We start from the raw sequence: 26,212 nt of genomic DNA, 5'->3' as shown, positions 1-26,212 counted from the left end.
GCCACCAGGTCCGGCCGCGCCGGGCACGACCGGAGGGGACAGCGCCCATGCCGAGCCGAACCGCCGGACCACGTCGGCCGTCCGCCGCGCGCGCCACGGGCCGCGCCCCCGCCCCGCCGCGGAAACCGGGCGGCGGCGGGATCCGGCGCGCCTACGAGCGGGCCCGCCGCGCCTGGGACCGCCCCCTGACCGCGTACTACGTGATCCTCGGCGCCGGACTGCTCATCACCACCCTCGGGCTCGTGATGGTCTACTCCGCGTCGATGATCACCGCGCTGCGCTACGAACTCGCGCCCTCCTACTTCTTCGGCAAGCAGTTCCTGGCCGCGCTCATCGGCGCGGGGCTGCTCTTCCTGGCCTCCCGGATGCCGGTCAAACTGCACCGCGCGCTCGCCTACCCGCTCATCGTCGGCACCGTCTTCCTGATGGCGCTCGTCCAGATCCCGGGGATAGGGCACGCGGTCAACGGCAACCAGAACTGGATCTATCTGGGCGGACCGTTTCAGCTCCAGCCCAGCGAGTTCGGCAAACTGGCGCTGATCCTGTGGGGCGCGGACCTCCTCGCCCGCAAACAGGACATGCGTCTGCTGACCCAGTGGAAGCACATCCTCGTGCCCCTGGTCCCCGGCGCCTTCCTGCTGCTCGGGCTGATCATGCTCGGCGGCGACATGGGCACCGCGATCATTCTCACGGCGATCCTCTTCGGCCTGCTGTGGACCGCCGGCGCGCCCACCCGGCTCTTCGCCGGCGTCCTCGCGGTCGCCGCCGCCATCGGGCTGCTCTTCATCAAGACCAGCCCCAACCGGATGCGGCGGTTCGCCTGCATCGGAGCCAGCGAGCCCGGCGGCGAAGGGGACCCGTGCTGGCAGGCGGCGCACGGGATCTATGCTCTGGCGTCGGGCGGATGGTTCGGATCCGGCCTGGGTGCCAGTGTGGAAAAATGGGGTCAACTACCCGAAGCACACACGGACTTCATCTTCGCCGTCACCGGTGAGGAACTGGGTCTGGCGGGGACGCTGTCGGTACTCGCCCTGTTCGCGGCTCTAGGCTATGCGGGTATCCGCGTGGCCGGACGCACGGAGGACCCCTTCGTGAGGTACGCCGCGGGAGGTGTGACCACCTGGATCACGGCGCAGGCCGTGATCAACATCGGTGCGGTGCTCGGCCTGCTGCCGATCGCCGGAGTCCCCCTCCCGCTGTTCTCCTACGGAGGGTCCGCCCTGCTGCCGACCATGTTCGCCGTCGGACTGCTGATCGCCTTCGCGCGACAGGAGCCCGCCGCGAAAGCGGCCCTGGCCATGCGCCGCCCCGGATGGGGCAAGCGGGCCGGGGTGAGATGGAAGTCGATGCGACGGCGCGTCAAGAAGCGTCCGTCCGGAGAGCGGTGAATTTCGGTGCATGTCGTACTCGCCGGTGGGGGGACCGCCGGCCACATCGAGCCCGCGCTCGCCCTCGCGGACGCCCTGCGGAGGCAGGACCCGAGCGTGGGAATCACGGCGCTCGGCACGGAGAAGGGCCTGGAGACCCGGCTCGTGCCCGAGCGGGGCTACGAGTTGGCGCTCATCCCCGCCGTCCCGCTGCCGCGCAAGCCCACCCCTGAGCTGATCACCGTCCCCGGACGGCTGCGCGGCACGATCAAGGCGGCCGAGCAGATCCTGGAGCGGACCAAGGCGGACTGCGTGGTCGGCTTCGGCGGCTACGTGGCGCTGCCCGGCTACCTCGCCGCCAAGCGCCTCGGCGTGCCGATCGTCGTCCACGAGGCCAACGCCCGGCCGGGCCTGGCCAACAAGATCGGTTCGCGGTACGCGGCCGGCGTCGCCGTGGCCACCCCGGACTCCAAGCTGCGCAACGCCCGCTACATCGGCATTCCGCTGCGGCACACCATCGCCACGCTGGACCGGGCCCGGGTCCGCCCCGAGGCGCGCGCCGCCTTCGGGCTCGACCCGAACCTGCCGACCCTGCTGGTCTCGGGCGGTTCCCAGGGCGCGCGGCGGCTCAACGAGGTCGTCCAGCAGATCGCCCCGGTGCTCCAGCGCTCGGGCATCCAGATCCTGCACGCGGTCGGCCCGAAGAACGAACTGCCGCGCGTCGACAACATGCCCGGAATGCCGCCGTACGTACCGGTACCGTATGTGGACCGGATGGATCTCGCGTACGCCGCGGCCGACATGATGCTCTGCCGCGCGGGCGCGATGACCGTCGCCGAACTCTCCGCCGTCGGGCTGCCCGCCGCCTACGTCCCGCTGCCCATCGGCAACGGTGAACAGCGGCTCAACGCCCAGCCGGTGGTCAAGGCGGGCGGCGGGCTCCTCGTCGACGACGCGGAGCTGACGCCGCAGTGGGTCCAGGGCAACGTCCTGCCGGTCCTGGCCGATCCGCACCGGCTGTACGAGATGTCCCGCGCCGCCGCCGAGTTCGGCCGCCGGGACGCCGACGACCTGCTGGTCGCCATGGTCCACGAGGCGATCGCCGCCCGCCGGCAGGGCTGACCGCGGGCGGACGGGCCGCGGGCCCGCATCCGGCCCGCCCGGAGGCGGGCCGAGCCCAGGAGAACCGACGGAAGGCAGGGGACGCCAGGTGGCAGCCGGGTCGACGACCGCCGAGAAGAGCGGTCCGAGCAGGCCGAAGAGGTCGTCGGAGCGGCCGCCCCGGGCGAGCGGCCGGGAGCGCGGGCCGGGGCGGTTCCCGCTCCCCGGTCGCGGGCTGATGATCGCACTGGCGTCGCTCGCCCTCGTGGCGGGCGGCGTCTGGGTCCTCTACGGCTCCTCCTGGCTGCGCGTCGAGCGGGTGACGACCACCGGCACCGAGGTCCTGACCCCGCGTGAGGTGGAGGCGGTCGCCGCCGTACCCGTCGGATCGCCCCTGGTCTCCGTCGACACGGACGGGATCGAGGCGCGGCTCCGCCGGGAACTGCCCCGCATCGACAGCGTCGAGGTCGAGCGCTCCTGGCCGCATGGAATCGGTCTGAAAGTGACGGAACGGAAGCCGGTTCTGCTGGTGGAAAAGGGCGGAAAGTTCACTGAAGTGGACGCCACCGGAACCCGTTTCGCCACGGTCGACAAGGCGCCCGCCGGCGTACCGGAACTCGTCCTCGACACCGCCTCCTCGCCGAGCCTGCGACGGTTCGACGCGGACCGCCTTCTGCTGGCGGCGGTAGGCGTGACGGGCGAACTCCCCGGAAAAATCGCCGCGGACACTCGTGTCGTGAAGGTCGCCTCGTACGACTCCATCACTCTGGAGCTCGGCGGCGGCCGGACGGTCTTCTGGGGCAGCGGTGAGGACGGCGCCGTCAAGGCGCGGGTTCTCACCGCGCTGATGAAAGCGACACCCAAAGCGGGGCACTTCGATGTAAGCGCCCCCACCGCGCCCGCCTCGTCCGCCAGTTGACGCGCATCACCGCTGGCCAGCACCCTGGTTGGCCAGCGCTACGGGTGATCACATAGGGTGAAAAGAAAAACGGGAGGTTCGGCGTGTTCGTTGAACGTGCGCCACTTGTCGACTTAGTGTCCTGTTCGGAAGAGTCCAGCGAACAGAGACACTGGTAACCCTAAACTTCAACGTTAGGGTTTGGGTCGGCGTTTCGGACCGTCCCATCGGCATCCGTCGTCGCAGCGCGACTACCACCGCGAAGCGGCGACACGTAACTCGAGGCGAGAGGCCTTCGACGTGGCAGCACCGCAGAACTACCTCGCAGTCATCAAGGTCATCGGTGTCGGCGGCGGTGGTGTCAATGCCATCAACCGAATGATCGAGGTCGGTCTCAAGGGCGTCGAGTTCATCGCCATCAACACGGACGCACAAGCCCTGTTGATGAGCGACGCCGACGTCAAGCTCGACGTCGGTCGTGAACTCACCCGTGGCCTCGGCGCCGGGGCGAACCCGGCAGTCGGTCGCAAGGCGGCAGAGGACCACCGTGAGGAGATCGAGGAGGTCCTCAAGGGGGCCGACATGGTCTTCGTCACCGCCGGCGAAGGTGGCGGCACCGGCACCGGCGGCGCACCCGTCGTGGCCAACATCGCGCGCTCGCTCGGCGCCCTGACGATCGGTGTGGTCACCCGGCCGTTCACCTTCGAGGGACGCCGCCGGGCCAACCAGGCGGAGGACGGCATCGCCGAACTCCGCGAAGAGGTCGACACCCTCATCGTCATCCCGAACGACCGGCTGCTCTCGATCTCGGACCGCCAGGTATCCGTCCTCGACGCCTTCAAGTCGGCCGACCAGGTGCTGCTGAGCGGTGTGCAGGGCATCACCGACCTCATCACCACCCCCGGTCTGATCAACCTCGACTTCGCCGACGTCAAGTCGGTCATGTCCGAGGCCGGCTCGGCCCTCATGGGCATCGGCTCCGCCCGCGGCGACGACCGCGCGGTCGCGGCGGCCGAGATGGCGATCTCCTCGCCGCTCCTGGAGGCGTCCATCGACGGCGCCCGCGGTGTGCTGCTCTCCATCTCCGGCGGCTCGGACCTCGGTCTCTTCGAGATCAACGAGGCCGCGCAGCTGGTGAGCGAGGCCGCCCACCCCGAGGCCAACATCATCTTCGGCGCCGTCATCGACGACGCCCTGGGCGACGAGGTGCGGGTCACGGTCATCGCGGCCGGCTTCGACGGCGGCCAGCCGCCGACCCGCCGGGACAACATCCTCAGCTCGTCCTCGGCCAAGCGCGAGGAGCCGGCCCCGGCGCCCCGCTCCACCGAGCGCCCGCTCGGCGGCCTGGGCACGGTCACCCCGCGGGACGAGCCGGCCGCTCCGGCCGAGCAGCCCGCGCCGGCGGTCAACGAGACCCCGCTGGCCCCGGTCGCCCCGCCGGCGGTCCCGCCGGCCCGCCCCTACCCGGACACGCAGGCCGAAGAGCTGGATGTCCCGGACTTCCTGAAGTGATAGACCGGCTCGAGCCCGTGAACGGCGCGCACTTCGCTTTCACCGACAGGTGGGGCGGGGTGAGCGCCGTTCCGTACGAGGAGCTCAACCTCGGCGGCGCGGTCGGGGACGACCCCGAAGCCGTACGGACCAACCGGGCGCGGGCGGCCGGCGCCCTCGGTCTCGACCCGGGGCAGGTCGTCTGGATGAACCAGGTCCACGGCGCCGAGGTCGCGGTGGTCGACGGACCGTGGGGGGAGCGCCCCGTACCCGAGGTCGACGCGCTCGTCACCACCCGCCGCGGACTCGCCCTCGCCGTCCTCACCGCCGACTGCACGCCGGTCCTGCTGGCCGACCCGGTCGCCGGGGTGGCGGCCGCGGCCCACGCCGGACGGCCCGGGATGGTCGCCGGGGTCGTCCCGGCCGCGGTACGGGCCATGATCGAACTCGGTGCCGACCCCTCCCGGATCGCCGCCCGCACCGGCCCCGCCGTCTGCGGGCGGTGCTACGAAGTGCCCGCCGCGATGCGGGACGAGGTCGCCGCGGTCGAACCGGCCGCCCGGGCGGAGACCAGCTGGGGAACCCCGGCCGTCGACGTCACCGCCGGGGTCCACGCCCAGCTGGAGCGGCTGGGCATCCGGGACCTGCGGGACGCCGGGGTCTGCACCCGGGAATCGGGCGACCACTACTCGTACCGCCGCGATCGCACCACGGGGCGACTCGCGGGATATGTCTGGTTGGACTGAGAGAGACATGACGGGCATGACGGGCCGCAAGGCCGAACTCGCGCAGAACCTGGCGCGGGTGGAGGAACGTATCGCCGCCGCGTGCGCGGCCGCCGGGCGCAGGCGGGAGGACGTGACCCTCATCGTGGTCACCAAGACCTACCCCGCGAGCGACGTGCGACACCTGCACGAACTCGGGGTCCGGCACGTCGCCGAGAACCGGGACCAGGACGCCGCCCCCAAGGCCGAAGCCTGCGCGGATCTCGACCTGAGCTGGCACTTCGTCGGCCAGTTGCAGACCAACAAGGTCCGTTCCGTGACGAGTTACGCCGATGTCGTGCAGTCCGTCGACCGGTTGAAGCTCGTCACCGCCCTCTCGACGGCGGCCGGGAAGTCCGGGCGCGAGCTCGGCTGTCTCGTCCAGGTCGCGCTCGACGCCGAGTCGGGGGAGCGGGGGGAGCGGGGCGGTGTGGCGCCGGACGGCATCGAGGAGTTGGCCGCCGCCGTGGACGCGGCACCCGGACTGCGGCTCGACGGACTGATGACGGTCGCACCGCTCGCCGGTCCTTACGCCGGCCGGCAACGCGCCGCGTTCGACCGCCTGATGGATTTGTCGACTGCCCTGCGCACGACCCGTCCGGCTGCGAACATGGTGTCCGCGGGGATGAGTGCGGACCTCGAAGAGGCCGTGGCGGCCGGAGCGACACATGTGCGCATCGGTACGGCGGTACTGGGTGTCCGCCCCAGGCTCGGGTAACGTCGCGAAGCAAGTCGGACCACAGCAGAAAATATGGTCATTCCCGCCGATGGCGGGCAGGCCGCGTGGATCGCGGGCACTTGGTGACGAGGCCGATCCACCACAGAGCGGAGGACTCAGAGAATGGCCGGCGCGATGCGCAAGATGGCGGTCTACCTCGGCCTCGTGGAGGACGATGGGTACGACGGCCGGGGATTCGACCCCGACGACGACTTCGAACCCGAGCTGGAGCCGGAGCCCGAGCGGGACCGGCGCCACCACCAGCCCCCGCGCCAGGTGGAGCGGGAGGAACCGGTACGAGTGGTGCAGCAGGCCTCGCCCCGTGAGCCGGTCGCGCACGCTGCCCCGCTTTCCGCCGAAAGCGGACGTCCGGCGCGTATTGCCCCCGTGGCATCCATCACACCCGAACGCCCGAGCCTGGAGAAGAACGCACCGGTGATCATGCCCAAGGTCGTGTCCGAGCGGGAGCCCTACCGCATCACCACGCTGCACCCGCGGACCTACAACGAGGCCCGTACCATCGGGGAACACTTCCGCGAGGGCACCCCTGTGATCATGAATCTCACCGAGATGGACGACACGGACGCGAAGCGACTTGTCGACTTTGCCGCCGGACTCGTCTTCGGGCTCCATGGCAGCATTGAGCGCGTGACGCAGAAGGTGTTCCTGTTGTCGCCTGCTAACGTCGATGTCACGGCGGAGGACAAGGCCCGCATCGCTGAGGGCGGATTCTTCAACCAGAGCTGAGAACCACAGGACCGGAACGGCCCGGCCGAGAGGCCGGTCAAGCGAGAGCACGAGCCAGGGGAGAGGGAAGCGCGGGATGGGCGTCGCACTACAAGTGGTCTACATCGCTCTGATGTGCTTCCTCATCGTGCTGATCTTCCGACTGGTCATGGACTACGTCTTCCAGTTCGCGCGCGCGTGGGCACCCGGTAAGGCGATGGTGGTCGTTCTCGAGGCCACCTACACTGTCACCGATCCACCGCTCAAGCTTCTGCGGCGGTTCATTCCGCCGCTGCGTCTCGGGGGCGTGGCACTCGACCTGTCCTTCTTCGTTCTGATGATCATCGTCTATATCCTCATCTCCGTCGTGAGCAGCTTCGCGAGGTGAATGTGGACGATACGGTCTTGCCGACTGCCGACGACTACGTAGAGGTGAAGAAGAGATGCCGCTGAGCCCCGAGGACGTGCGGAACAAGCAGTTCACAACCGTCCGGCTTCGAGAAGGCTATGACGAGGACGAGGTCGATGCCTTCCTCGACGAGGTCGAAGCCGAACTGACCCGCTTGCTCCGCGAGAACGAGGACCTGCGCGCCAAGCTGGCCGCCGCGACGCGTGCCGCCGCGCAGAACCAGCAGCAGGGCATGCGCAAGCCCCCGGAGCAGCAGGATCGTCCCGTCGGTCCCGGCGCCCCGGTGCCCGCCGCCATATCCGGACCGCCGGTTCAGCAGCAGCCCCCGCAGATGGGTCCGCCGCAGCTGCCGTCCGGTGCCCCGCAGCTCCCCGCCGGTCCCGGTGGGCACGGCCCCGGCCCGATGCAGGGCGGCCCCATGGGCGGCCCGGGCCAGATGCAGGGCGGCCCCATGCAGGGCGGTCAGATGCAGGGCGGCCCCATGCAGGGTGGCCAGATGCAGGGCGGCCCGATGGGTCAGCCGATGGGCGGCCCCATGGGTCACCCGCAGCAGCAGATGCAGCAGCAGATGCCGCAGCCGGGGCAGGGTCCTGGTGGGGACAGCGCCGCGCGCGTGCTCTCGCTGGCCCAGCAGACGGCCGACCAGGCGATCGCGGAGGCCCGTTCCGAGGCCAACAAGATCGTCGGCGAGGCGCGCTCGCGCGCCGAGGGCCTGGAGCGGGACGCCCGCGCCAAGGCGGACGCGCTGGAGCGGGACGCGCAGGAGAAGCACCGTGTCGCGATGGGCTCGCTGGAGTCCGCGCGCGCGACGCTGGAGCGCAAGGTCGAGGACCTGCGCGGCTTCGAGCGCGAGTACCGCACGCGGCTGAAGTCCTACCTCGAGTCGCAGCTGCGTCAGCTGGAGACCCAGGCCGACGACTCGCTGGCTCCGCCGCGGACGCCGGCGACCGCCTCGCTGCCGCCGTCGCCCTCGATGGCCTCGGCGGGCGCGAGCGCCCCGTCCTACGGGAATGGCACGATGGGCGGTGGACCGTCGATGGGCGGTGCGCCTTCCTACGGCGGCCAGCAGCAGATGTCCCCGGCGATGACCCAGCCGATGGCACCGGTCCGGCCGCAGGCGCCGCAGCCGATGCAGCAGGCGCCGGCGCCGATGCGCGGCTTCCTGATCGACGAGGACGACAACTGACGGCGGCGGGTCGCGCGATGAGCGCGTAGCCGTCGGCAGGCTGAGGGCCGGGCCCCTGGGAAACCAGGGGCCCGGCCCTTTTGCCGTGGGCGGGGTGGGGGCGGGATGGGGCGGGGCCGGGTGGGCGGTGCGGGCCGGGGGGCGCCTGCGGCGGGCTCCTTCCCCACCCCGCCCCTTCCCGAACTGGGGCTGCGCCCCAGACCCCCGGGGCCTGCGCCCCAGACCCCGGGGGCTGTGCCCGGGGACATGGGGCTGTGCCCCGGACCCTGGGGGCTGTGCCCCGACCCTGGGGGCTGTGCCCCGGACCCTGGGGGCTGTGCCCCGGACCCCGGGGGCTGTGCCCCGGACCCCGGGGGCTGTGCCCGGGAACATGGGGCCTGCGCCTAGAGCCCCTGGGGCTGTGCCCGAGCCCCCGGGGCTGCGCCCCAGACCCCCGGTGCTGCGCGCCCGGGACCGCCCGAGCTGTGCCGACCCTCGGGGCTGCGCCCCGGACCCCTGGGGCTGTGCCCCGGCCCCCGGTGCTGCGCGCCCGGGACCGCCCGGGCTTCGCCCCGGACTCGGGCTTCGCCCCGGACCCGGCCTTCGCCCCGGCCCCCGGGCCCCCCGCACGCCAAAGGCCCGGCACCCTCAGGTGCCGGGCCCTAGGTCGTTGTAGTTACGCCTTGCGGAGGCGGAAGGTCAGGGCGAGGGGCTCGTCCGTGAAGGGGGGGCCGTAGGTGGGGTCCGCGGGGGTGGGGGCGAAGTCTGTGGCGAGGACCTCGTCGGCGATCAGGGACGCGTGGGCCGTCAGGGCCTCCGTGGTCTCCGGGGAGTCCGAGGACCAGCGCAGGGCGATCCGGTCCGCCACGTCCAGGCCGCTGTTCTTGCGGGCCTCCTGGATCAGGCGGATCGCGTCACGGGCCAGGCCCGCCCGCCGGAGCTCCGGGGTGATCTCCAGGTCCAGGGCCACCGTCGCGCCCGCGTCCGAGGCGACCGACCAGCCCTCCCGCGGGGTCTCCGTGATGATGACCTCCTCCGGGGAGAGTGTGATGTCCTCGCCGTTCACCGACAGGACCGCCTCGCCGGAGCGCAGGGCCACCGAGAGCGCCGCCGCGTCCGCCGCGGCGACCGCCTTGGCCACGTCCTGGACGCCCTTGCCGAAGCGCTTGCCGAGCGCCCGGAAGTTCGCCTTCGCCGTCGTGTCGACCAGCGAGCCGCCGACCTCGGACAGGGACGCCAGCGAGGAGACGTTCAGCTCCTCGGTGATCTGCGCCCGCAGCTCCGGCGACAGCGCGGAGAAGCCCGTCGCGGCCACCAGCGCCCGGGACAGCGGCTGGCGCGTCTTCACGCCCGACTCCGCCCGCGTCGCCCGGCCCAGCTCCACCAGACGGCGGACCAGCAGCATCTGACGCGACAGCTCCGGGTCGACGGCGGAGGTGTCGGCCTCCGGCCAGGTCGCCAGGTGGACCGACTCGGGGGCGTCCGGCGTCACCGGGACCACCATGTCCTGCCAGACCCGCTCGGTGATGAACGGCGTCAGCGGCGCCATCAGACGGGTGACGGTCTCCACGACGTCGTGGAGGGTCCGCAGGGCCGCCTTGTCGCCCTGCCAGAACCGGCGCCGGGAACGCCGTACGTACCAGTTCGACAGGTCGTCGACGAACGCCGAGATCAGCTTGCCGGCGCGCTGGGTGTCGTACGCCTCCATCGCCTCGGTGACCTCGCCGACCAGCGTGTGCAGCTCGGAGAGCAGCCACTGGTCGAGGACCGGGCGGTCGGCGGGGGCCGGGTCCGCGGCGGACGGGGCCCAGCCGGCGGTGCGGGCGTACAGCGCCTGGAAGGCGACCGTGTTCCAGTACGTCAGGAGGGTCTTGCGGACGACCTCCTGGATCGTGCCGTGGCCGACCCGGCGGGCCGCCCACGGGGAGCCGCCGGCCGCCATGAACCAGCGGACCGCGTCCGCGCCGTGCTGGTCCATCAGGGGGATCGGCTGGAGGATGTTGCCCAGGTGCTTGGACATCTTGCGGCCGTCCTCGGCGAGGATGTGGCCGAGGCAGACCACGTTCTCGTACGAGGACTTGTCGAAGACGAGCGTGCCGACCGCCATCAGCGTGTAGAACCACCCACGCGTCTGGTCGATCGCCTCGGAGATGAACTGCGCCGGGAAGCGGCTCTCGAACAGCTCCTTGTTCTTGTACGGGTAACCCCACTGGGCGAACGGCATCGAGCCGGAGTCGTACCAGGCGTCGATCACCTCCGGCACGCGCGTGGCCGTCTTCCCGCAGCCCTCGGCCGGGCAGGTGAAGGTGACGTCGTCGATGTACGGACGGTGCGGGTCCAGCTCCGACTGGTCGGTGCCGGTCAGCGCGGTCAGCTCGGCGCGCGAGCCCACGCACGTGAGGTGGTCGTCCTCGCAGCGCCAGATCGGCAGCGGGGTGCCCCAGTAGCGGCTGCGGGAGAGCGCCCAGTCGATGTTGTTGTTCAGCCAGTCGCCGAACCGGCCGTGCTTGACCGAGTCGGGGAACCAGTTCGTATTCTCGTTCTCCTGGAGGAGACGGTCCTTGACGGCGGTCGTACGGATGTACCAGGACGGCTGCGCGTAGTAGAGCAGCGCCGTGTGGCAGCGCCAGCAGTGGGGGTAGCTGTGCTCGTACGGGACGTGCCGGAAGAGCAGTCCCCGCGCGTCCAGGTCGGCGGTCAGCGCCTCGTCGGCCTTCTTGAAGAAGACGCCGCCGACCAGCGGCACGTCCTCCTCGAAGGTGCCGTCGGGGCGGACCGGGTTCACGACCGGCAGGTCGTAGGCGCGGCAGACCTTGAGGTCGTCCTCGCCGAATGCGGGGGACTGGTGGACCAGACCCGTACCGTCCTCGGTCGTGACGTACTCCGCGTTGACCACGTAGTGGGCCTCGGCCGGGAAGTCCACGAGGGAGAAGGGACGCTCGTACGTCCACCGCTCCATCTCGGCGCCGGTGAAGGACTCGCCGGTGGTCACCCAGCCCTCGCCGAGCGCCTTCTCCAGCAGCGGCTGGGCGACGACGAGCCGCTCGTCGCCGTTGGACGCCACGACGTAGGTGACCTCGGGGTGGGCGGCGACCGCCGTGTTGGAGACCAGGGTCCAGGGGGTCGTCGTCCACACCAGGAGCGCCGCCTGGCCGGCGAGCGGTCCGGAGGTCAGCGGGAAGCGGACGAAGACCGAGGGGTCGACGACCGTCTCGTACCCCTGCGCCAGCTCGTGGTCGGACAGGCCGGTGCCGCAGCGCGGGCACCAGGGGGCGACGCGGTGGTCCTGGGTGAGCAGCCCCTTGTCGAAGATCTGCTTGAGCGACCACCAGACGGACTCGATGTACTCGGGGTCCATCGTGCGGTACGCGTCGTCCAGGTCGACCCAGTAACCCATCCGGGTCGTCAGCTCGGCGAAGGCGTCGGTGTGCCGGGTCACGGACTCGCGGCACTTGTCGTTGAACGCGGCGATGCCGTACGACTCGATGTCCTTCTTGCCCGAGAAGCCCAGCTCCTTCTCGACGGCCAGCTCGACCGGCAGGCCGTGGCAGTCCCAGCCGGCCTTGCGGGCCACGTGGTAGCCGCGCATGGTCCGGAAGCGGGGGAAGACGTCCTTGAAGACGCGGGCCTCGATGTGGTGGGCGCCGGGCATGCCGTTGGCGGTGGGCGGGCCTTCGTAGAACACCCACTCGGGGCGGCCCTCGGACTGCTCCAGGGTCTTGGCGAAGACCTTGCTCTCGCGCCAGAAATCGAGCACGGCGTGCTCGAGCGCGGGCAGGTCGACCTGGGCGGGCACCTGGCGGTACTGCGACATCGATCTTCCTCCGGCGGACTGTCTCGTTTCCGTCCGGAGGGACGAGAGCGCCGTCGTGCGCGGCTCCCGCGGTACCACCCTCCTTGGCCCCGGGCGTGCGCCCGCGGCCCCCTCATTGGGGTCGCGATGCCGGGTCTACTGGCCGGGGACGGGTCCACGGCGTTCTTCCGGCGGCTCCGGGGTGATGCTTCACATCGGGCTCGCCCCCGGGCTCTCACCGTCCCCGGGTCGCTCATGGCTGCGTACGACGCTACTTGTCCCCATCCAAGCCTTTCGCTGCGGCCAGTGTACGGGCCCGGGGGCGGCGCGGCCGACCGGTTTGCCGTGACCCGAATGGCCACACGGGGTGCCGTGGAGTTCGACCGCCGCCATCCGGGGGAGGGGGCGACGGGATTACCGGGCGGGGAGCTGGGCACAACGGATGCAGGTTCGCCATGCCGGAGGCATGGGCGGAGGGAGAACGGCGGCGTGCCCCGTTGCCGCGGGCCTTGGGCCGATTTATCGTCCCAGCACGATTCGCGAGCAAGATCACAAAATGTGAAGGGGCCGCGACATGGTGGCGAAGAAGACCGCCGCGAAGCAGACCTCGACCGCCGGCGCCGCCGGTGCGGACGGGTCGGCCAAGGGCGTGACCGGCAAGAAGTCGACGGTCGCGAAGAAGGCGGACACGGCGGCCCCGGCACGCAAGACCACGGCCGGGACCACGGGCGCGACCAGGTCCGGCGCGGCGTCCGCCTCCACGTCCACGGCGAAGGCCGCTAAGAAGGCGTCCCCCGCTCCGGCGCGGAAGACGGCGGCCGGGAAGACCGCCGCCGCGAAGGCCCCGGCGAAGAAGGCCCCGGCGAAGAAGGCTTCGCCGGAGAAGGCTCCGGCGAAGGAGGCGGCAGCCAGGAAGGCGGCCGCGAAGAAGACGACGGCCACCCGGGCCGCGGACGGGGCAACGGCAGCCGCCGGTAAGGCGTCCCCGAAGAAGAGCGCCAAGAGCACGAAGAGCGAGGGGCCCACGCGGACCGCCAGAAAGGCCGCGAAGAAGATCGCGGAGGTGGTCGCGGACAAGGTCACGAAGAAGACCCCGAAGAAGGACCCGGAAAAGGCCCCGGCGAAGGCCCCGGCGAAGGTCCCGAAGAAGGACTCGAAGCAGGGGCCGGAGAAGGCCCCGGGGAAGGGCGCGGCCAAGGTCACGGCCAAGGTCGCGAAGAAGCAGGTCCCGGCGAAGAAGACCGCCGCCCGTAAGTCACCGGCCGAGAAGACGGCCGCCGAGACAGCCCCGGCCGAGCAGGCCGCGGTCATGACGAAGGCCGCGTCCGCGGCGCAGGTGGAAGAGACAGGAGCCAGCACGGTGGCAGCGAAGAAGACCGCGGGTGGAGTCATCACGACGGCCGAGGACGAGGCCGCGGTGCCGGCCCCGGCCCGCGCCGGCGACCTCGCCGTACGCCCCGGAGAGGACCCCTGGACGCCCGAAGAGGTCGCCGAGGCCCGCGAGGGACTGGAGAGCGAGGTGCTCAGACTCCGTACCGAGCTGCTCCACTCCCAGCAGGAGCTGACCGGGCTGATGCGGGACTCCGGGGACGGCGCCGGCGACGACCAGGCCGACACCGGCACCAAGAACATCACCCGCGAGCACGAGCTGGCGCTGGCCGCCAACGCCCGCGAGATGCTGGAGCAGACCGAGCACGCCCTGGAGCGGCTCGACGCGGGCACGTACGGCCTCTGCGAGGTCTGCGGCAAGCCGATCGGAAAGGCGCGCATGCAGGCGTTCCCGAGGGCGACGCTCTGTGTCGAGGACAAGCAGAAGCAGGAGCGCCGGGGCTGACCTCCGCGTACCCGGGTGCCGTACCCTCGTGGGCAGTCAGGCACCTAGGTTGAGGGACTCACGTGGCAGAGGCGGAGCGCATCATCGGTACGCCGGATTCAGCAGGGGCCGAGGAGGCCGCGGCACCGGAGGAGCGGCCGAAGGGCAAGCGCAGGATCGTCGCGCTGTTCGTGGTCGCGCTGGTCGCCTACCTCCTCGACCTCGGCAGCAAGATGCTCGTGGTCGCCAAGCTGGAGGGCCACGCGCCGATCGAGGTGGTCGGCGATCTGCTGCAGTTCCACGCGATCCGCAACCCGGGCGCGGCGTTCGGCATGGGCGAGGCCTTCACGATCCTCTTCACCTGCATCGCGGCCGCGGTGATCCTGGTGATCATCCGGCTGGCGCGCAAGCTCTACAGCCTGCCGTGGGCGCTCGCGCTCGGCCTGCTGCTCGGCGGCGCGCTGGGCAACCTCACCGACCGGATCTTCCGGTCGCCCGGCGTCTTCAAGGGCGCGGTCGTGGACTTCATCGCGCCCGCGCACTTCGCCGTCTTCAACCTCGCCGACTCGGCGATCGTCTGCGGCGGCATCCTGATCGTCATCCTCTCGTTCCGAGGTCTGGACCCGGACGGGACCGTCCACAAGGACTGACCGCAGAACCGGGGGCCGTCCGCACAAGGCATACTCGACGGGTGAGTACGAGTCCCGAGATCCGCACGCTGCCCGTTCCCGACGGCCTGGAGGGCGAGCGCGTCGACGCCGCCATCGCCCGTATGTTCGGGTTTTCCCGTACCAAGGCCGCCGAGCTGGCCGCCTCCGGGAAGGTCCAGGTCGACGGCTCCGTCGTCGGCAAGTCCGAGCGGGTCAGCGGTGGCGCGTGGCTCGAGGTCGAGATGCCCGGGGCGCCCGCGCCCGTGCAGATCGTGGCCGAGCCCGTGGAGGGAATGGAGATCATCCACGACGACGACGACATCGTCGTGATCATGAAGCCGGTCGGCGTGGCCGCCCATCCCAGCCCCGGCTGGACCGGCACCACCGTCATCGGCGGCCTCGCCGCCGCCGGGTACCGCATCTCCACCTCCGGCGCCGCCGAGCGCCAGGGGATCGTGCACCGGCTCGACGTCGGCACGTCCGGGCTGATGGTGGTCGCCAAGTCCGAGCGGGCGTACACCCTGCTCAAGGCGCAGTTCAAGGAGCGGGTCGTCGACAAGCGCTACCACGCGCTCGTGCAGGGCCACCCCGACCCGATGAGCGGCACCATCGACGCGCCGATCGGCCGCCACCCCAACCACGACTACAAATGGGCCGTGACCGCCGAGGGCAAGCCGTCGGTGACCCACTACGACCTGATCGAGGCGTTCCGGGCGGCCTCGCTGCTCGACATCAAGCTCGAGACCGGCCGCACGCACCAGATCCGGGTGCACATGTCGGCCCACCGCCACCCCTGCGTCGGCGACCTCACCTACGGCGCGGACCCCACCATGGCCAAGCGCCTCGGCCTGACCCGGCAGTGGCTGCACGCGGTGCGGCTCGGCTTCGAGCACCCCTCGGACGGCCGCTGGGTCGAGTTCGAGAGCACCTACCCGGAGGACCTCCGGGCCGCCCTGGAGAAGATCGCGGCGGAGAGCGCGTGAGCGTCGGATACACCGTCCGCGAGGCCCTCGGACCCGAGGACCGCGAGGCCTGCTTCGCGGTGCGCAGGGAGGTCTTCGTCGGCGAGCAGAACGTCCCGGCGGAGATCGAGTACGACACGTACGACGAGACGGCCGTGCACGTCCTCGCCGTCCGGGAAGACGGCCTGCCGCTGGGCACCGGCCGCCTGCTGTACGGAGCGGACGCGGTCGGCAAGACCGGCGGCGACGCGACCGTGGGCTCCCTCGGGCGGCTCGCCGTCTCCAAGGCGGCGCGCGGCCTCGGCGTCGGCGCGGCGCTGGTCCGGGCGATCGAGGACGCGGCGCGCGAGCGCGGCCTGAGCGCCGTCGACCTGCACGCCCAGACCCACGCCCTCGGCTTCTACGAACGGCTCGGCTACGCCGCGTACGGCCCCGAGTTCCCGGACGCGGGCATCCCGCACCGGGCCATGCGCCGCGTCCTCCAGGGCGACGTCTGACCGACCGGGCCCGGGGCGCTTGACCGACGGCGCCCGGGCGGCCGGTCCCGGGGCGTTTCGGCGGGGGTGCGGCGATCGGGGGTGCGGCGACCGGGGGCGTGAGCGGCCGCGGGCCGTGTGAGCGGCGCCGCACGTCGGTTTGTCCGGATCCGTGCCCGGGCGTGGCAGGGTTGGAGCCCGATCATCGACCGCGCCGCGAGGCCGGAAGGGCGCACCCGTGGACCAATTGGCCCTGCTGTTCCTGTTGTTGCTCGGGGCTCTGCTCACCGTGCCGCTCGGGGAGCGGCTCGGGCTGCCGGCCCCGGTCCTCATGACCCTGATCGGGATCGTCCTCGCCTTCGTACCGTTCGTACCGAACGTCGAGATCCCGCCCGACTACATCCTTCCGCTCGTCCTCCCGCCGCTGCTCTACGCCTCGGTGCAGCGCACCTCCTGGCGGCAGTTCGCCGCCAACCGGCGGCCCATCTTCCTGCTCGCCGTCGCGCTGGTCTTCGTCACCACGGCCGCCGTCGCCGCCGTGGCCGACGCGCTCGTCCCCGCGCTGCCCCTCGCCGCCGCCGTCGCCCTCGGCGCGCTCGTCGCACCGCCCGACCCGGTCGCCGCGACCGCCGTCGCCGGCTCGCTCGGGCTGCCCCGCCGCCTCGTCTCCATCCTGGAGGGCGAGGGACTCTTCAACGACGTCACCGCGATCGTGCTCTACCACGTCGCCATCGGCGCGGCCGTCAGCGGAACGTTCTCCTGGCCGGGCGCCGGCGCCGAGCTGGTCCTCTCCGCCGTGGTGGCCATCGCCGTCGGCCTGGCCCTCGGCTGGCTCGCCAACAGGCTCATCGGCGTCCTCGGCGAGGCCACCCTGCAGACCGGCCTCACCCTGCTGGTGCCCTTCGTCGCCTACGTCCTCGCCGAGGAGCTGCACGGCTCCGGCGTCCTGGCCGTCCTCGTCGTCGCCCTCTTCCTCGCCGAGCACGCCGTCGACGCCGACGACGTGATGGGCAGGCTCGCCGGGCAGACGTTCTGGCAGATCGTCGACACCCTCGTCACCGGGATCGCCTTCGGGCTGATCGGCCTCGAACTCCACCACGTCTTCGGCACCGCCGACGCCCGGATCGGCGAGATGCTCGGCTGGGGCGCCGTCGTGGTCGCCGTGGTCGTCGGCGTCCGCCTGGTGTGGCTGCTGCCCGCCACCTGGCTGGCGAAGAAGCTCCACTCCTTCCGGGACTACGACGAGGAGATCCCGGTGAGCTGGCGCGAGACGGTCGTCATGTGGTGGTCCGGGATGCGCGGGGTGGCCTCCGTGGCGCTGGCGCTCGCCATCCCGCTGCGGACGGACGACGGAGCGCCGTTCCCCGGCCGGGAGGAGATCATCTTCATCGCCTTCTGTGTGATCATCGCCACCCTCGTCGTCCAGGGCCTCACCCTGCCCTGGCTGGTCAAGCGGCTCGGCGTGCGCGCCGACGCGGACGCCGAGCGGGCCCTCGAACGCGAGCTGGCCACGCGCGCGGCGAAGGCGGCCAAGCGCCGGCTGAGGGAGATCCAGGACGTGGAGGAGCTGCCCGAGGAGGTGCAGGAGCGGCTGCTGCGCGGGGCGTTCGACATCGGCGCGCGGATCAGCCCGGACATGCTGGACGAGGAGCGGCGGGCGGCCTTCGCCGAGCGGGCCGAGCGGGTCAAGCTGGTGCAGCGCCTCCAGCGGGAGATGATGTCGGCCGCCCGGCACGAGGTGCTGTCGGCGCGCAGCGAGCCGGGCGCCGATCCCGAGGTGGTGGACCGGGTGCTGCGCCACCTGGACGTCCGCAGCATGCGCTGACCGGGGCGGGCGCCGGGTCCGTGGCCGTGGGGCGAGGGCAGGCGATGGGGCGGGGCGGTCTCCCGAAGGACCGTGCCCCGCCCCGGCCGGCCGTTCAGCCGTCCCTTGCCGGCCGCTCAGCCGCGCCCGGTGCGGACCGGTTCGTCGGCGCCCTTCTGGTACGCGTCCGCGTTGTTGCTGTGCACCTCCGAGGGCCGCGGCGGCGGAGCGTCCTGGCGCCGTCCGTTCCGCGGCGCAGGGACGGCGTCGGCCACCGATACCCGGGGCAGGGCGTGCGGGTGCTCCTCGGTCAGCCAGGCGAGGAGCTGCTCCCGTACGGTGCACCGGACGGTCCACACGTCGTCCGCGTCCTTCGCCGTCACCACGGCCCGAACCTGGATGGTGCTGGGGGTGGTGTCCGTCACGGCGAGGCTCCAGTCGCGGCCGTCCCAGGCCGGGCTCTCCGCCAGGATCTCCTTGAGCTTGTCGCGCATGGCCGGCACCGGGGCGCTGTGGTCCAGGTGGAAGAAGACCGTGCCGGTCATCTGGGCGCCGCCGCGGGACCAGTTCTCGAAGGGCTTGCTGGTGAAGTACGACACGGGCATCGTGATCCGGCGCTCGTCCCAGGTCCGCACCGCGAGGAAGGTCAGCGTGACCTCCTCCACGACGCCCCACTCGCCGTCCACCACCACCGTGTCACCGATCCGGACCATGTCGCCGAAGGCGATCTGGAAGCCGGCGAAGAGGTTGCCGAGCGTGCTCTGGGCGGCGATGCCCGCCACGATGCCGATGATGCCGGCGGAGGCCAGCATCGACGTGCCGATCGTGCGCAGGGCCGGGAAGGTCAGCAGCATGGCCGCCACGGCGACGACGGCCACGACCGCGGTCACGATCCGCATGATCAGGGTGACCTGGGTGCGGACCCGGCGGACCCGGGCCGCGTCGCGGCTGGTGGAGGCGTACCGCGCGAAGGTCGACTCGACGACGGCCGACGCGATCATGGTGACCAGCCAGGCGCCGGCGCCGATCAGGATCAGGGACAGGACCTGGCCGATCCCCGCCTCGTGCTCCTGGACGGGGTCCCATCGGGTCTCCCGGTAGGTGCCGCGCAGGACGGCCGTCAGCATCACGGCCTGGAGCGGCACCCGGCAGCGCCGGAGCAGCCCCCACAGGGGAGTGTCCGGGTGCCGTACGTCGGCTCGGCGGAGCAGCAGGTCGGCCAGCCAGACGACGAGCAGTGTGAGCAGGACCGATCCTCCGAGGACCAGCAAGAGGCGCACCAGGTTCTCCCTCTCCTCCGTGGGTTTCCGAGGCGTCGACGTGTCTCGGGCTCGACGGGCCCGGCTGGCAGGATGGAACGCATGGACATCATGCTTTTCCATTCGGCCTACGGTCTGCGCCCCGCTGTGGAGGCCGCGGCCGAGCGGCTCAGGGCCGCCGGGCACCAGGTTCGCGTGCCCGACCTCTTCGAGGGCCAAACCGCCGAGTCCGTACAGGAGGGGACGGAGCTCAAGGACAAGATCGGCAAGGAGGAGCTGCTGAAGCGCGCGGTCCTCGCCGCGGCGCCGTACTCGGACCGGGGTCTGGTCTACGCCGGCTTCTCCTTCGGGGCATCGGTCGCGCAGACCCTCGCGCTGGGCGACGACAAGGCGCGCGGGCTGCTGATGCTCCACGGCACCTCGGACATCGCGCCGAACGCGGCCGTCGACGACCTGCCCGTCCAGCTCCACCTGGCCGACCCCGACCCGTTCGAGCCGCACGACTGGCTGACGTCGTGGTACCTGACGATGCGCCGGATCGGGGCGGACGTGGAGGTCTACCGCTACCCGGGCGCCGGGCACCTCTATACCGATCCGGAGCTGCCGGACTTCGACGAGGCGGCCGCCGAGCGGACCTGGTCGGTCGCCCTGGCCTTCCTCGACGGCCTCGCGGACGGCTGAAGGGCGCGGCGGGGGGCTCTCCCGCCGCGCCCTCGTCGGCGCGTCTCCTCGGCACGCTCACCTCGGCGCGCGCCGACCCTCACAGAGGTCAGCCGGCGCGGTACGCCGTCCAGGCGTTGGTCATCCGCGTGACCTGGCCCGCGGTGAACTGGTACATGCAGGCGTCGTACGTGTAGTCCATGAAGTTGTGGATCGGGTCCGCGCCCGTCTTGGACGCGCAGCTGTCGCGGCCGGTCGGGCACTCGTAGGCCGGGCTCTTCTCGGCCGGGGTGTCGCTCACCGAGTCGCCGGCGCCGTTGCAGCCGCCCTGGAACGTGTGGTAGAGCCCCAGCCAGTGGCCGACCTCGTGGGTGGCGGTGTCGCCCTGGTTGTAGTTGGCGGCGGAGCCGCCCGGCAGCGAGGAATCGAGGACGACGACGCCGTCCATGGACGGGCTGGAGGCGTACGAGGACGGGAAGGTCGCCCAGCCGAGCAGGCCGCCGCTGAGCTTGGCGGTGTAGAAGTTCAGCGCGCCCGCGCCGCCCTTGCGGAGGGTCTGCTTCATCTGCCGCTCGGCGGTGGAGCCCGAGGCGAGGTTGTACCAGGACGCGTTGTCCGTGTAGTCGGTCGAGGCGAGGGTGAACCGGAAGTTGGAGTTCACGTTGCCGGTGCCCTGGCCGCCGTAGGCCGCGTTCAGGACCGACATCTGCTTGCCGATGTCGGTGGCGGTGAGCTTGCCCGTGGTGCCGCTGTGGATGACGTGGAAGTAGACGGGGATGTCCACGACGGCGGCGGTCGCCCGCATGCCCTGCGAACGGGCCGACTCCAGTCTCTTCTTCAGGTCGGCGTCCATGGCCTTGGCCTGGGCGGCGGAGACCTCGTTGGGCTCCGCGGCGTGGGCGGTGGCGCCGCGGGACTTACGGGCGCTGGAGAGGGCGTCCGTACCGTCCGCGCAGTCCTCGGCGGAGAGGGAGGCGGCGGAGGTGGTGGGGGTGGGGGCCGCCGAGGGGGCGGAGAGGGGAGCGAGGGCCAGGGTTCCGGCCATCACGGCGGTGCCGAGCATGCGACGGGACATACGCGGCGATATACGCACAAGAGCACGCACAGGTGTCTCCTCGTGGGGGTTGTGGAGAGGCAATTCCTCGCCACCGCGGGGAGATTACGGGTCCCTGTCAGACGTTGTTGAGCATTGATCAAGCCCAATCATCCGTGCGGCAAATCGGGGCATCGGGAAGAAAGACTTTCGTCGTTTCCGCAGTTTGAGACGGCGACGTAACGAAAGAGACGACAGAGGCGGGTGGTGTGTCCGGATTCGATCACCCGAACGCACCACCCGCCGTAGCGATGTGAGCTTCTGTTAACAGGAGGGATCATGGCTGAAAATCAGCCATGAAGTCATCTCATCAGACCGGCTGGTACACCCGCTCGACACGCTGCGTTCCGTTCCGCGTCCGGTACGACCGTGCCCAGGAGGCCGTCGCGTCCGGCCGCGCCTTGTCGGAGACCGTGTAGTAGTCCATCTGCGAGCGCTCGGCGGTCACGTCGAGCACGCCGTAGCCGTGGTGGTCCATGTCCACCCACTTGACATGGCGGTTGGCGGCCTTGATCGCCCCCGCCGCCACCACGGAGACCGTGCCGGGCGCCACATGGAGCAGGTCGTCGATGTTGTCCGAGGTGACCGAGGTGACCACGAACTCCGTCGCGGCCGACGTGGAGAGCGGGTACGTCGCCGCCTTCACCGGCACGTCGTTGGCCCACGCCATGTGGATGTCACCGGTCAGGAAGACCGTGTTCCGGATCGACCGCCCGGTCAGATGGGCCAGCAGCTCCTTGCGGTCGTCCGTGTAGCCGTCCCACTGGTCGACGTTGACCGCGAGCCCTTCCTTCGGCAGGCCGAGCAGCTCGGCCAGCGGGCCGAGGAGATGGGCCGGAACGGAACCGAAGGCGACGGGCGAGATCATCACCGAGGTGCCGACCAGCTTCCAGGTGGCGTCCGAACCCGCCAGCCCGGCCTTCAGCCAGTCCAGTTGGGCGCGGCCGGTGAGCGTGCGCTCCGGGTCGTCGACCGAGCCGCTGCCGATCGAGGCCTGCTGGGAGCGGAACGAGCGCAGGTCGAGCAGGTGCAGGTCGGCCAGCTTGCCGAAGCGCAGGCGCCGGTAGACCGTGCCCTCCGTGGAGGCCCGGACCGGCATCCACTCGAAGTACGCCTGCTTCGCGGCGGCCACCCGGGCCGCCCACTCGCCCTCGGCGCCCGGCGTGTGGTTCTCCGCGCCGCCGGCCCAGGCGTCGTTGGCGACCTCGTGGTCGTCCCAGATCGCGATCACCGGGTGGGCGGCGTGCAGGGCCTGGAGGTCGGGGTCCGTCTTGTACGTCGCGTGCCGGGTGCGGTAGTCCGCCAGCGAGACGATCTCGTGCTTCGGCTCGTGGTGCCGTACGGAGGAGGCGGCGTCCGGGTAGGCGCCGGCCGCGTACTCGTAGATGTAGTCGCCGAGGTGCAGGACCGCGTCCAGGTCCGCGCGGGCCGCGAGGTGGCGGTACGCGGAAAAGTAGCCGGACTCCCAGTTGGCGCAGGAGACCACGCCGAAGCGGACCCCGTCCGTGGAGGCGTCGGCGGGGGCGGTGGTGCGCGTCCGGCCGACCGTGGAGACGGTCTCGCCGGCCGTGAACCGGAACCAGTAGGTGGTCGCCGGGCGCAGACCCCGGACGTCCGCCTTGACCGTGTGGTCGGAGGCGGCCCGGGCGGTGGTGGTGCCCCGGGCCACGGTCCGCCCGAAGGCCCGGTCCTCGGCGACCTCCCAGCCGACCGTGACATCGGGGCCCTTGAAGGAGCCGGGGACGGCGTCGGGGGAGGGGGTCACACGGGTCCAGAGCAGGACGCCGTCGGGCAGGGGGTCGCCGGAGGCGACGCCGTGGAGGAAGACAGGGGCCTCGGAGGCCGCGAGCGCGGGGGAGGCGGTGCCCACCAGCGCCGGTGCGGCGACGGCCGTGACGGCGGCGGCTTTCACGACCGTACGGCGGGTGGGGGCGGAGGATATGAAACGACTGGTCACGGGCAGTCAGATTACTGACCGGTACGACGAACAGGCAGGCGAAAACCGGAAAGTTCGCCTGCCTGTCGGCTGGTTGTCGTGCACGCGAGGAGAAGACCGCCCCGGAAGCCGCCGTAACGGGGGACGGGCTTCTCCTCCGCGTGGCTAGCCCTTCAGCGCGGGGGTCAGCGCCGCGTTGAACTCGTCGACCGTCAGCGGCGGGTTCTTGCCGCCCTCGACGGTCAGCGTCTTGCCGTCCATCTTCAGCGTCGGGGTGCCCGTGACCCCGCTCGCGTCGAACGCCGCCGACATCTTCATCGCCCAGGCGTCGAAGGTGCCGTCCTCCACGTTCTTCTTGAACTGGGCGTTGCCCTTCAGGGCCGGCACCGAGTCGGCGATCTCCAGGAGGTAGGAGTCCTTGGCGAACTTGTCCTGGGTCTCCTCCGGGTGGAACTTCGTGGAGTAGAGCGCCGCCTTGAACTTCATGAACGCCTCGGGGCTCACGTCGAGCGCCGCCCCCAGGGCCGACAGGGCGTTCTTCGAGCCCTCGCCAGAAGCGGCGTTGTCGATGAACGTCGCGCCTATGTACTTGATCTTGTACTTGCCGTCCGTGACGTCCTTGTCGACCGTCGGGCCGACCTGCTGCTCGAACGTCGCGCAGACCGGGCAGCGCGAGTCCTCGTAGAGCTCCAGCGTCTTGGTCGCCTCCGGCTTGCCGATGACGACGGTCGTGCCGTTCGTGCCCTCGGTGTTCTTGGGCGCGGTGATGTTCGTGGCCTTCGCCGCCGCCTCCCACTCGCCGGGCTTGTTGGACTGCACGACGATGTAGCCGGCGCCGCCGGCGACGGCCAGCACGCCGACCGCCGTCAGAGCCACGACCACCTGGCGGCGGGTCTTCTCCTTCTTCGCCTGGCGCTCGCGCTCGACGCGGAGCCGCTCGCGGGCGGCTGCCTTGTTGGCCTGGCTGTTGCGTGAACTCATGATCGTGATCTCCGTGGGAGGTGAAAGAGGAACGGGACGGACGTGCTCAGGCGAGTGCGAAGCCCGACCACGGCGGTCCACGCCGTCCCACGGAGTGCACGAGCAGCCGGGTGCGCGAGCGGCGCGGCGCCGGCGCACGGCCCCCGCCGGGTCCCGGAGCCGGGCGGGCCGCGCCGCCCAGCGCCGCCACCAGGAGCAGCGGCCGGAACGCGAAGGCCGCCACCGCCCGGACGATCCCGGCCAGCGCCCGCTCGCCGTGCCGCAGCCAGGCGGCCGCGAACAGACCCACCGACACGTGCGCGACGAGCAGCAGCCACGGCAGCGCGGGGTGCGGCGAGTGCAGCACGGCGGCCAGGCTCCCGCTCTCGGGGGCAGCCACCCCCGGCAGCGGGGTGCCCACGGCGCCGCCGCAGAGCACGTCCACGCCCACCGCCCGCAGCGAACCGGCGACCGGCCCGCCGGCGGGGCCGTAACAGAGCGTCTGGCCCGCGGTGAAGACCGTGTCGGCCGCCAGCTCCAGCGGGACCAGCAGCCCGGCGATCGGCCCGAAGCCGCGCTCGCGGCCCGCCAGCGCGTACGCCACGGCGAAGACGCCGGCCGCGAGCAGACCGACGGTCAGCAGCGGCAGCGGGACCCGGGACAGCAGCACGTGCGAGCCGGCGGACAGCGTCACGACCAGTGCCGTGAAGAGCGCCGCCCGCAGCCCCCTGAGCCGCGTCCCTGATATGTCCATAGCCTGGAGAGTGTGCCATGCCCTTCCGTAAGAGCCTCCTAAGGGCTCCCTGTGAAAGGGCTCAGAGGCCCGGGATCCGGCCGTTGCGGAAGAGGTCGACGAAGATCTGGTGGTCGGCACGCGCGCGTGCGCCGTACCCGTGGGCGAAGTCCACCAGCAGCTCCGCGAAGCCGTCCTCGTCGGCCGCGATCGCCGCGTCGATGGCCCGCTCCGTGGAGAACGGCACCAGCGAGTGGCCGCTGGAGTCGTCCGCCGCCGCGTGCATCGTCGCCGTCGCCCGGCCGAGGTCGGCGACGGTCGCCGCGATCTCCTCCAGGTCGTCGATGTCCGACCAGTCCAGGTCCACCGCGTACGGCGAGACCTCCGCGACCAGCTGCCCCGAACCGTCCAGCTCCGTCCAGCCCAGCCACGGGTCGGCGTGCGCCTGCAGCGCCCGCTGCGAGATCACCGTGCGGTGCCCCTCGTGCTGGAAGTACTCCCGGACCGCCGCGTCCGTGACATGGCGCGAAACCGCCGGTGTCTGCGCCTGCTTCATATAGATCACGACGTCGTTCTCGAGCGCGTCGCTGTTGCCCTCCAGCAGGATGTTGTACGAGGGGAGACCGGCCGAGCCGATCCCGATCCCGCGCCGCCCCACCACGTCCTTGACCCGGTACGAGTCGGGCCGCGCCAGGCTCGACTCCGGCAGGGTCTCCAGATAGCCGTCGAAGGCGGCCAGGACCTTGTAGCGGGAGGCGGCGTCCAGCTCGACGGCGCCCGCCCCCGAGGAGAAGCGGCGCTCGAAGTCGCGGATCTCGGTCATCGAGTCCAGCAGCCCGAACCTGGTCATGCCGCGGGCGTCCCGCAGGACGTCCAGGAGCGCCCCCTCGGCCGTGTCGAGGGTGAACGGCGGCACCTCGTCGTCCATGGCGCCGGTCGCCAGGGCGCGGATCCGCTCCCGGTAGGCGGCGGCGTAGATCCGCACCAGCTCGGTGATCTGCTCGTCGCTGAGCGCCTTGGCGTAGCCGATCAGCGCAAGCGAGGCGGAGAGCCGCTTGAGGTCCCAGGTGAAGGGGCCGACGTACGCCTCGTCGAAGTCGTTGACGTTGAAGATCAGCCGGCCCGTGGCGTCCATGTACGTGCCGAAGTTCTCCGCGTGCAGATCGCCGTGGATCCACACCCGGCCGGTCCGCTCGTCCACGTACGGACCGCCGTGCCGCTCCTCCTCCAGGTCGGCGTAGAACAGGCTCGCGGTGCCGCGGTAGAACGCGAAGGCGGAGCCGGCCATCTTCCGGAACTTGACCCGGAAGGCGGCCGGGTCGGCGGCGAGGAGCTCACCGAAGGCGGTGTCGAAGACGGCGAGGATCTGCTCACCGCGCTGGGCTTCGGTGAGCTGGGGGACCGACATCGAGGGTGCCTCCTGGTGCAAGACTG

Annotated in this window: 22 protein-coding genes; 15 read left to right on the top strand and 7 right to left on the bottom strand. The window is 71.5% G+C overall.

Translation table 11 applies throughout. The annotated features are described in order from the left end of the window. The first annotated feature begins 47 nt into the window (after window positions 1-47). The 9 genes from ftsW (at window position 48) to ACFZBD_RS18975 (ending at window position 8,660) form a co-directional block, all read left to right on the top strand. On the top strand, window positions 48-1,388 hold the full coding sequence (gene ftsW / locus ACFZBD_RS19015; protein ID WP_391140737.1) for a putative lipid II flippase FtsW: 1,341 nt from the start codon (window positions 48-50) through the stop codon (window positions 1,386-1,388). A gap of 6 nt (window positions 1,389-1,394) precedes the next feature. Further along, window positions 1,395-2,489, top strand: coding sequence for an undecaprenyldiphospho-muramoylpentapeptide beta-N-acetylglucosaminyltransferase (murG, locus tag ACFZBD_RS19010; RefSeq protein WP_391140736.1), 1,095 nt, complete (start codon window positions 1,395-1,397; stop codon window positions 2,487-2,489). A gap of 88 nt (window positions 2,490-2,577) precedes the next feature. Further along, complete coding sequence (locus ACFZBD_RS19005) at window positions 2,578-3,387, top strand: FtsQ-type POTRA domain-containing protein (protein WP_391140735.1); 810 nt, start codon at window positions 2,578-2,580, stop codon at window positions 3,385-3,387. Window positions 3,388-3,666: 279 nt separating this feature from the next. Further along, a complete protein-coding gene (gene ftsZ / locus ACFZBD_RS19000) occupies window positions 3,667-4,878 on the top strand; it encodes a cell division protein FtsZ (RefSeq protein ID WP_391140734.1) in 1,212 nt (403 codons plus the stop codon). Next, window positions 4,875-5,603, top strand: coding sequence for a peptidoglycan editing factor PgeF (pgeF, locus tag ACFZBD_RS18995; protein WP_391140733.1), 729 nt, complete (start codon window positions 4,875-4,877; stop codon window positions 5,601-5,603). The genes ftsZ and pgeF overlap by 4 nt, the downstream gene beginning before the upstream one ends. A 16-nt stretch (window positions 5,604-5,619) precedes the next feature. Beyond that, the gene (locus ACFZBD_RS18990; protein ID WP_391141206.1) at window positions 5,620-6,339 is read left to right on the top strand and encodes a YggS family pyridoxal phosphate-dependent enzyme; all 720 of its coding nucleotides are present in this window, start codon (window positions 5,620-5,622) and stop codon (window positions 6,337-6,339) included. 123 nt (window positions 6,340-6,462) lie between these two features. Next, entirely contained in the window at window positions 6,463-7,086 is a 624-nt protein-coding gene (locus tag ACFZBD_RS18985) for a cell division protein SepF (protein ID WP_391140732.1), read from the top strand. Between the two features lie 76 nt (window positions 7,087-7,162). Continuing rightward, the gene (locus tag ACFZBD_RS18980; RefSeq protein ID WP_391140731.1) at window positions 7,163-7,453 is read left to right on the top strand and encodes a YggT family protein; all 291 of its coding nucleotides are present in this window, start codon (window positions 7,163-7,165) and stop codon (window positions 7,451-7,453) included. 55 nt (window positions 7,454-7,508) lie between these two features. Beyond that, a complete protein-coding gene (locus tag ACFZBD_RS18975; protein ID WP_391140730.1) occupies window positions 7,509-8,660 on the top strand; it encodes a DivIVA domain-containing protein in 1,152 nt (383 codons plus the stop codon). 655 nt (window positions 8,661-9,315) lie between these two features. Here ACFZBD_RS18975 and ileS read toward each other — a convergent pair. Beyond that, window positions 9,316-12,453, bottom strand: a complete 3,138-nt coding sequence (ileS, locus tag ACFZBD_RS18970) for an isoleucine--tRNA ligase (protein ID WP_391140729.1) — start codon at window positions 12,451-12,453, stop codon at window positions 9,316-9,318. A 553-nt stretch (window positions 12,454-13,006) separates the two neighbouring features. Here ileS and ACFZBD_RS18965 point away from each other — a divergent pair. The 5 genes from ACFZBD_RS18965 to ACFZBD_RS18945 all read left to right on the top strand — a co-directional run bounded on the left by ACFZBD_RS18965 (window position 13,007) and on the right by ACFZBD_RS18945 (window position 18,158). Further along, window positions 13,007-14,266 (top strand): TraR/DksA C4-type zinc finger protein, encoded by a 1,260-nt coding sequence (locus tag ACFZBD_RS18965; RefSeq protein WP_391140728.1) that lies wholly within the window; start codon window positions 13,007-13,009, stop codon window positions 14,264-14,266. A 62-nt stretch (window positions 14,267-14,328) separates the two neighbouring features. After that, window positions 14,329-14,895 (top strand): signal peptidase II, encoded by a 567-nt coding sequence (gene lspA, locus ACFZBD_RS18960; RefSeq protein ID WP_391140727.1) that lies wholly within the window; start codon window positions 14,329-14,331, stop codon window positions 14,893-14,895. Between the two features lie 41 nt (window positions 14,896-14,936). Continuing rightward, window positions 14,937-15,878: an RluA family pseudouridine synthase gene (locus tag ACFZBD_RS18955; protein ID WP_391140726.1), complete on the top strand. Its 942-nt coding sequence runs from the start codon at window positions 14,937-14,939 to the stop codon at window positions 15,876-15,878. Continuing rightward, window positions 15,875-16,354, top strand: a complete 480-nt coding sequence (locus ACFZBD_RS18950) for a GNAT family N-acetyltransferase (protein ID WP_391140725.1) — start codon at window positions 15,875-15,877, stop codon at window positions 16,352-16,354. Before ACFZBD_RS18955 ends, ACFZBD_RS18950 begins: the two co-directional genes overlap by 4 nt. A gap of 217 nt (window positions 16,355-16,571) precedes the next feature. After that, window positions 16,572-18,158, top strand: coding sequence for a Na+/H+ antiporter (locus tag ACFZBD_RS18945; protein WP_391140724.1), 1,587 nt, complete (start codon window positions 16,572-16,574; stop codon window positions 18,156-18,158). Between the two features lie 116 nt (window positions 18,159-18,274). Here ACFZBD_RS18945 and ACFZBD_RS18940 read toward each other — a convergent pair whose 3' ends face one another. Then, window positions 18,275-19,420, bottom strand: coding sequence for a mechanosensitive ion channel domain-containing protein (locus ACFZBD_RS18940; protein ID WP_391141204.1), 1,146 nt, complete (start codon window positions 19,418-19,420; stop codon window positions 18,275-18,277). Window positions 19,421-19,489: 69 nt separating this feature from the next. Here ACFZBD_RS18940 and ACFZBD_RS18935 point away from each other — a divergent pair, with 69 nt between their 5' ends. Continuing rightward, complete coding sequence (locus ACFZBD_RS18935) at window positions 19,490-20,077, top strand: dienelactone hydrolase family protein (RefSeq protein WP_391140723.1); 588 nt, start codon at window positions 19,490-19,492, stop codon at window positions 20,075-20,077. 88 nt (window positions 20,078-20,165) lie between these two features. Here ACFZBD_RS18935 and ACFZBD_RS18930 read toward each other — a convergent pair whose 3' ends face one another. From ACFZBD_RS18930 to ACFZBD_RS18910, 5 genes are all read right to left on the bottom strand, one after another. Further along, on the bottom strand, window positions 20,166-21,131 hold the full coding sequence (locus ACFZBD_RS18930) for a M43 family zinc metalloprotease (RefSeq protein WP_391140722.1): 966 nt from the start codon (window positions 21,129-21,131) through the stop codon (window positions 20,166-20,168). A gap of 328 nt (window positions 21,132-21,459) precedes the next feature. Continuing rightward, a complete protein-coding gene (locus ACFZBD_RS18925) occupies window positions 21,460-23,106 on the bottom strand; it encodes an alkaline phosphatase D family protein (RefSeq protein ID WP_391140721.1) in 1,647 nt (548 codons plus the stop codon). A 144-nt stretch (window positions 23,107-23,250) separates the two neighbouring features. Continuing rightward, window positions 23,251-24,066: a thioredoxin domain-containing protein gene (locus ACFZBD_RS18920; RefSeq protein ID WP_391140720.1), complete on the bottom strand. Its 816-nt coding sequence runs from the start codon at window positions 24,064-24,066 to the stop codon at window positions 23,251-23,253. Window positions 24,067-24,112: 46 nt separating this feature from the next. Beyond that, a complete protein-coding gene (locus ACFZBD_RS18915) occupies window positions 24,113-24,799 on the bottom strand; it encodes a hypothetical protein (protein WP_391140719.1) in 687 nt (228 codons plus the stop codon). 61 nt (window positions 24,800-24,860) lie between these two features. Beyond that, window positions 24,861-26,186 carry a DUF2252 family protein gene (locus ACFZBD_RS18910; RefSeq protein WP_391140718.1) on the bottom strand — a complete coding sequence of 442 codons (1,326 nt, stop codon included), beginning with the start codon at window positions 26,184-26,186 and terminating at the stop codon, window positions 24,861-24,863. Between the last annotated feature and the right edge of the window lie 26 nt (window positions 26,187-26,212).

Origin of the sequence: Streptomyces sp. NPDC008121 (assembly GCF_042957155.1) — a bacterium.
In the GTDB taxonomy this organism is placed as follows: Bacteria; Actinomycetota; Actinomycetes; order Streptomycetales; family Streptomycetaceae; genus Streptomyces.
This window is presented reverse-complemented; position numbering and strand designations above follow the sequence as displayed.

Excerpts from the sequence above, each read along its gene's own strand:
- ACFZBD_RS18975 (WP_391140730.1), top strand. The coding sequence starts at position 7,509 with ATGCCGCTGAGCCCCGAGGACGTGCGGAACAAGCAGTTCACAACCGTC.
- ACFZBD_RS18930 (WP_391140722.1), bottom strand. The coding sequence starts at position 21,131 with ATGTCCCGTCGCATGCTCGGCACCGCCGTGATGGCCGGAACCCTGGCC.
- ACFZBD_RS18915 (WP_391140719.1), bottom strand. The coding sequence starts at position 24,799 with ATGGACATATCAGGGACGCGGCTCAGGGGGCTGCGGGCGGCGCTCTTC.
- ACFZBD_RS18920 (WP_391140720.1), bottom strand. The coding sequence starts at position 24,066 with ATGAGTTCACGCAACAGCCAGGCCAACAAGGCAGCCGCCCGCGAGCGG.
- ileS (WP_391140729.1), bottom strand. The coding sequence starts at position 12,453 with ATGTCGCAGTACCGCCAGGTGCCCGCCCAGGTCGACCTGCCCGCGCTC.
- ACFZBD_RS18985 (WP_391140732.1), top strand. The coding sequence starts at position 6,463 with ATGGCCGGCGCGATGCGCAAGATGGCGGTCTACCTCGGCCTCGTGGAG.
- ACFZBD_RS18965 (WP_391140728.1), top strand. The coding sequence starts at position 13,007 with ATGGTGGCGAAGAAGACCGCCGCGAAGCAGACCTCGACCGCCGGCGCC.
- ftsW (WP_391140737.1), top strand. The coding sequence starts at position 48 with ATGCCGAGCCGAACCGCCGGACCACGTCGGCCGTCCGCCGCGCGCGCC.
- ACFZBD_RS18910 (WP_391140718.1), bottom strand. The coding sequence starts at position 26,186 with ATGTCGGTCCCCCAGCTCACCGAAGCCCAGCGCGGTGAGCAGATCCTC.
- ACFZBD_RS18980 (WP_391140731.1), top strand. The coding sequence starts at position 7,163 with ATGGGCGTCGCACTACAAGTGGTCTACATCGCTCTGATGTGCTTCCTC.
- ACFZBD_RS18990 (WP_391141206.1), top strand. The coding sequence starts at position 5,620 with ATGACGGGCCGCAAGGCCGAACTCGCGCAGAACCTGGCGCGGGTGGAG.
- ACFZBD_RS18935 (WP_391140723.1), top strand. The coding sequence starts at position 19,490 with ATGGAACGCATGGACATCATGCTTTTCCATTCGGCCTACGGTCTGCGC.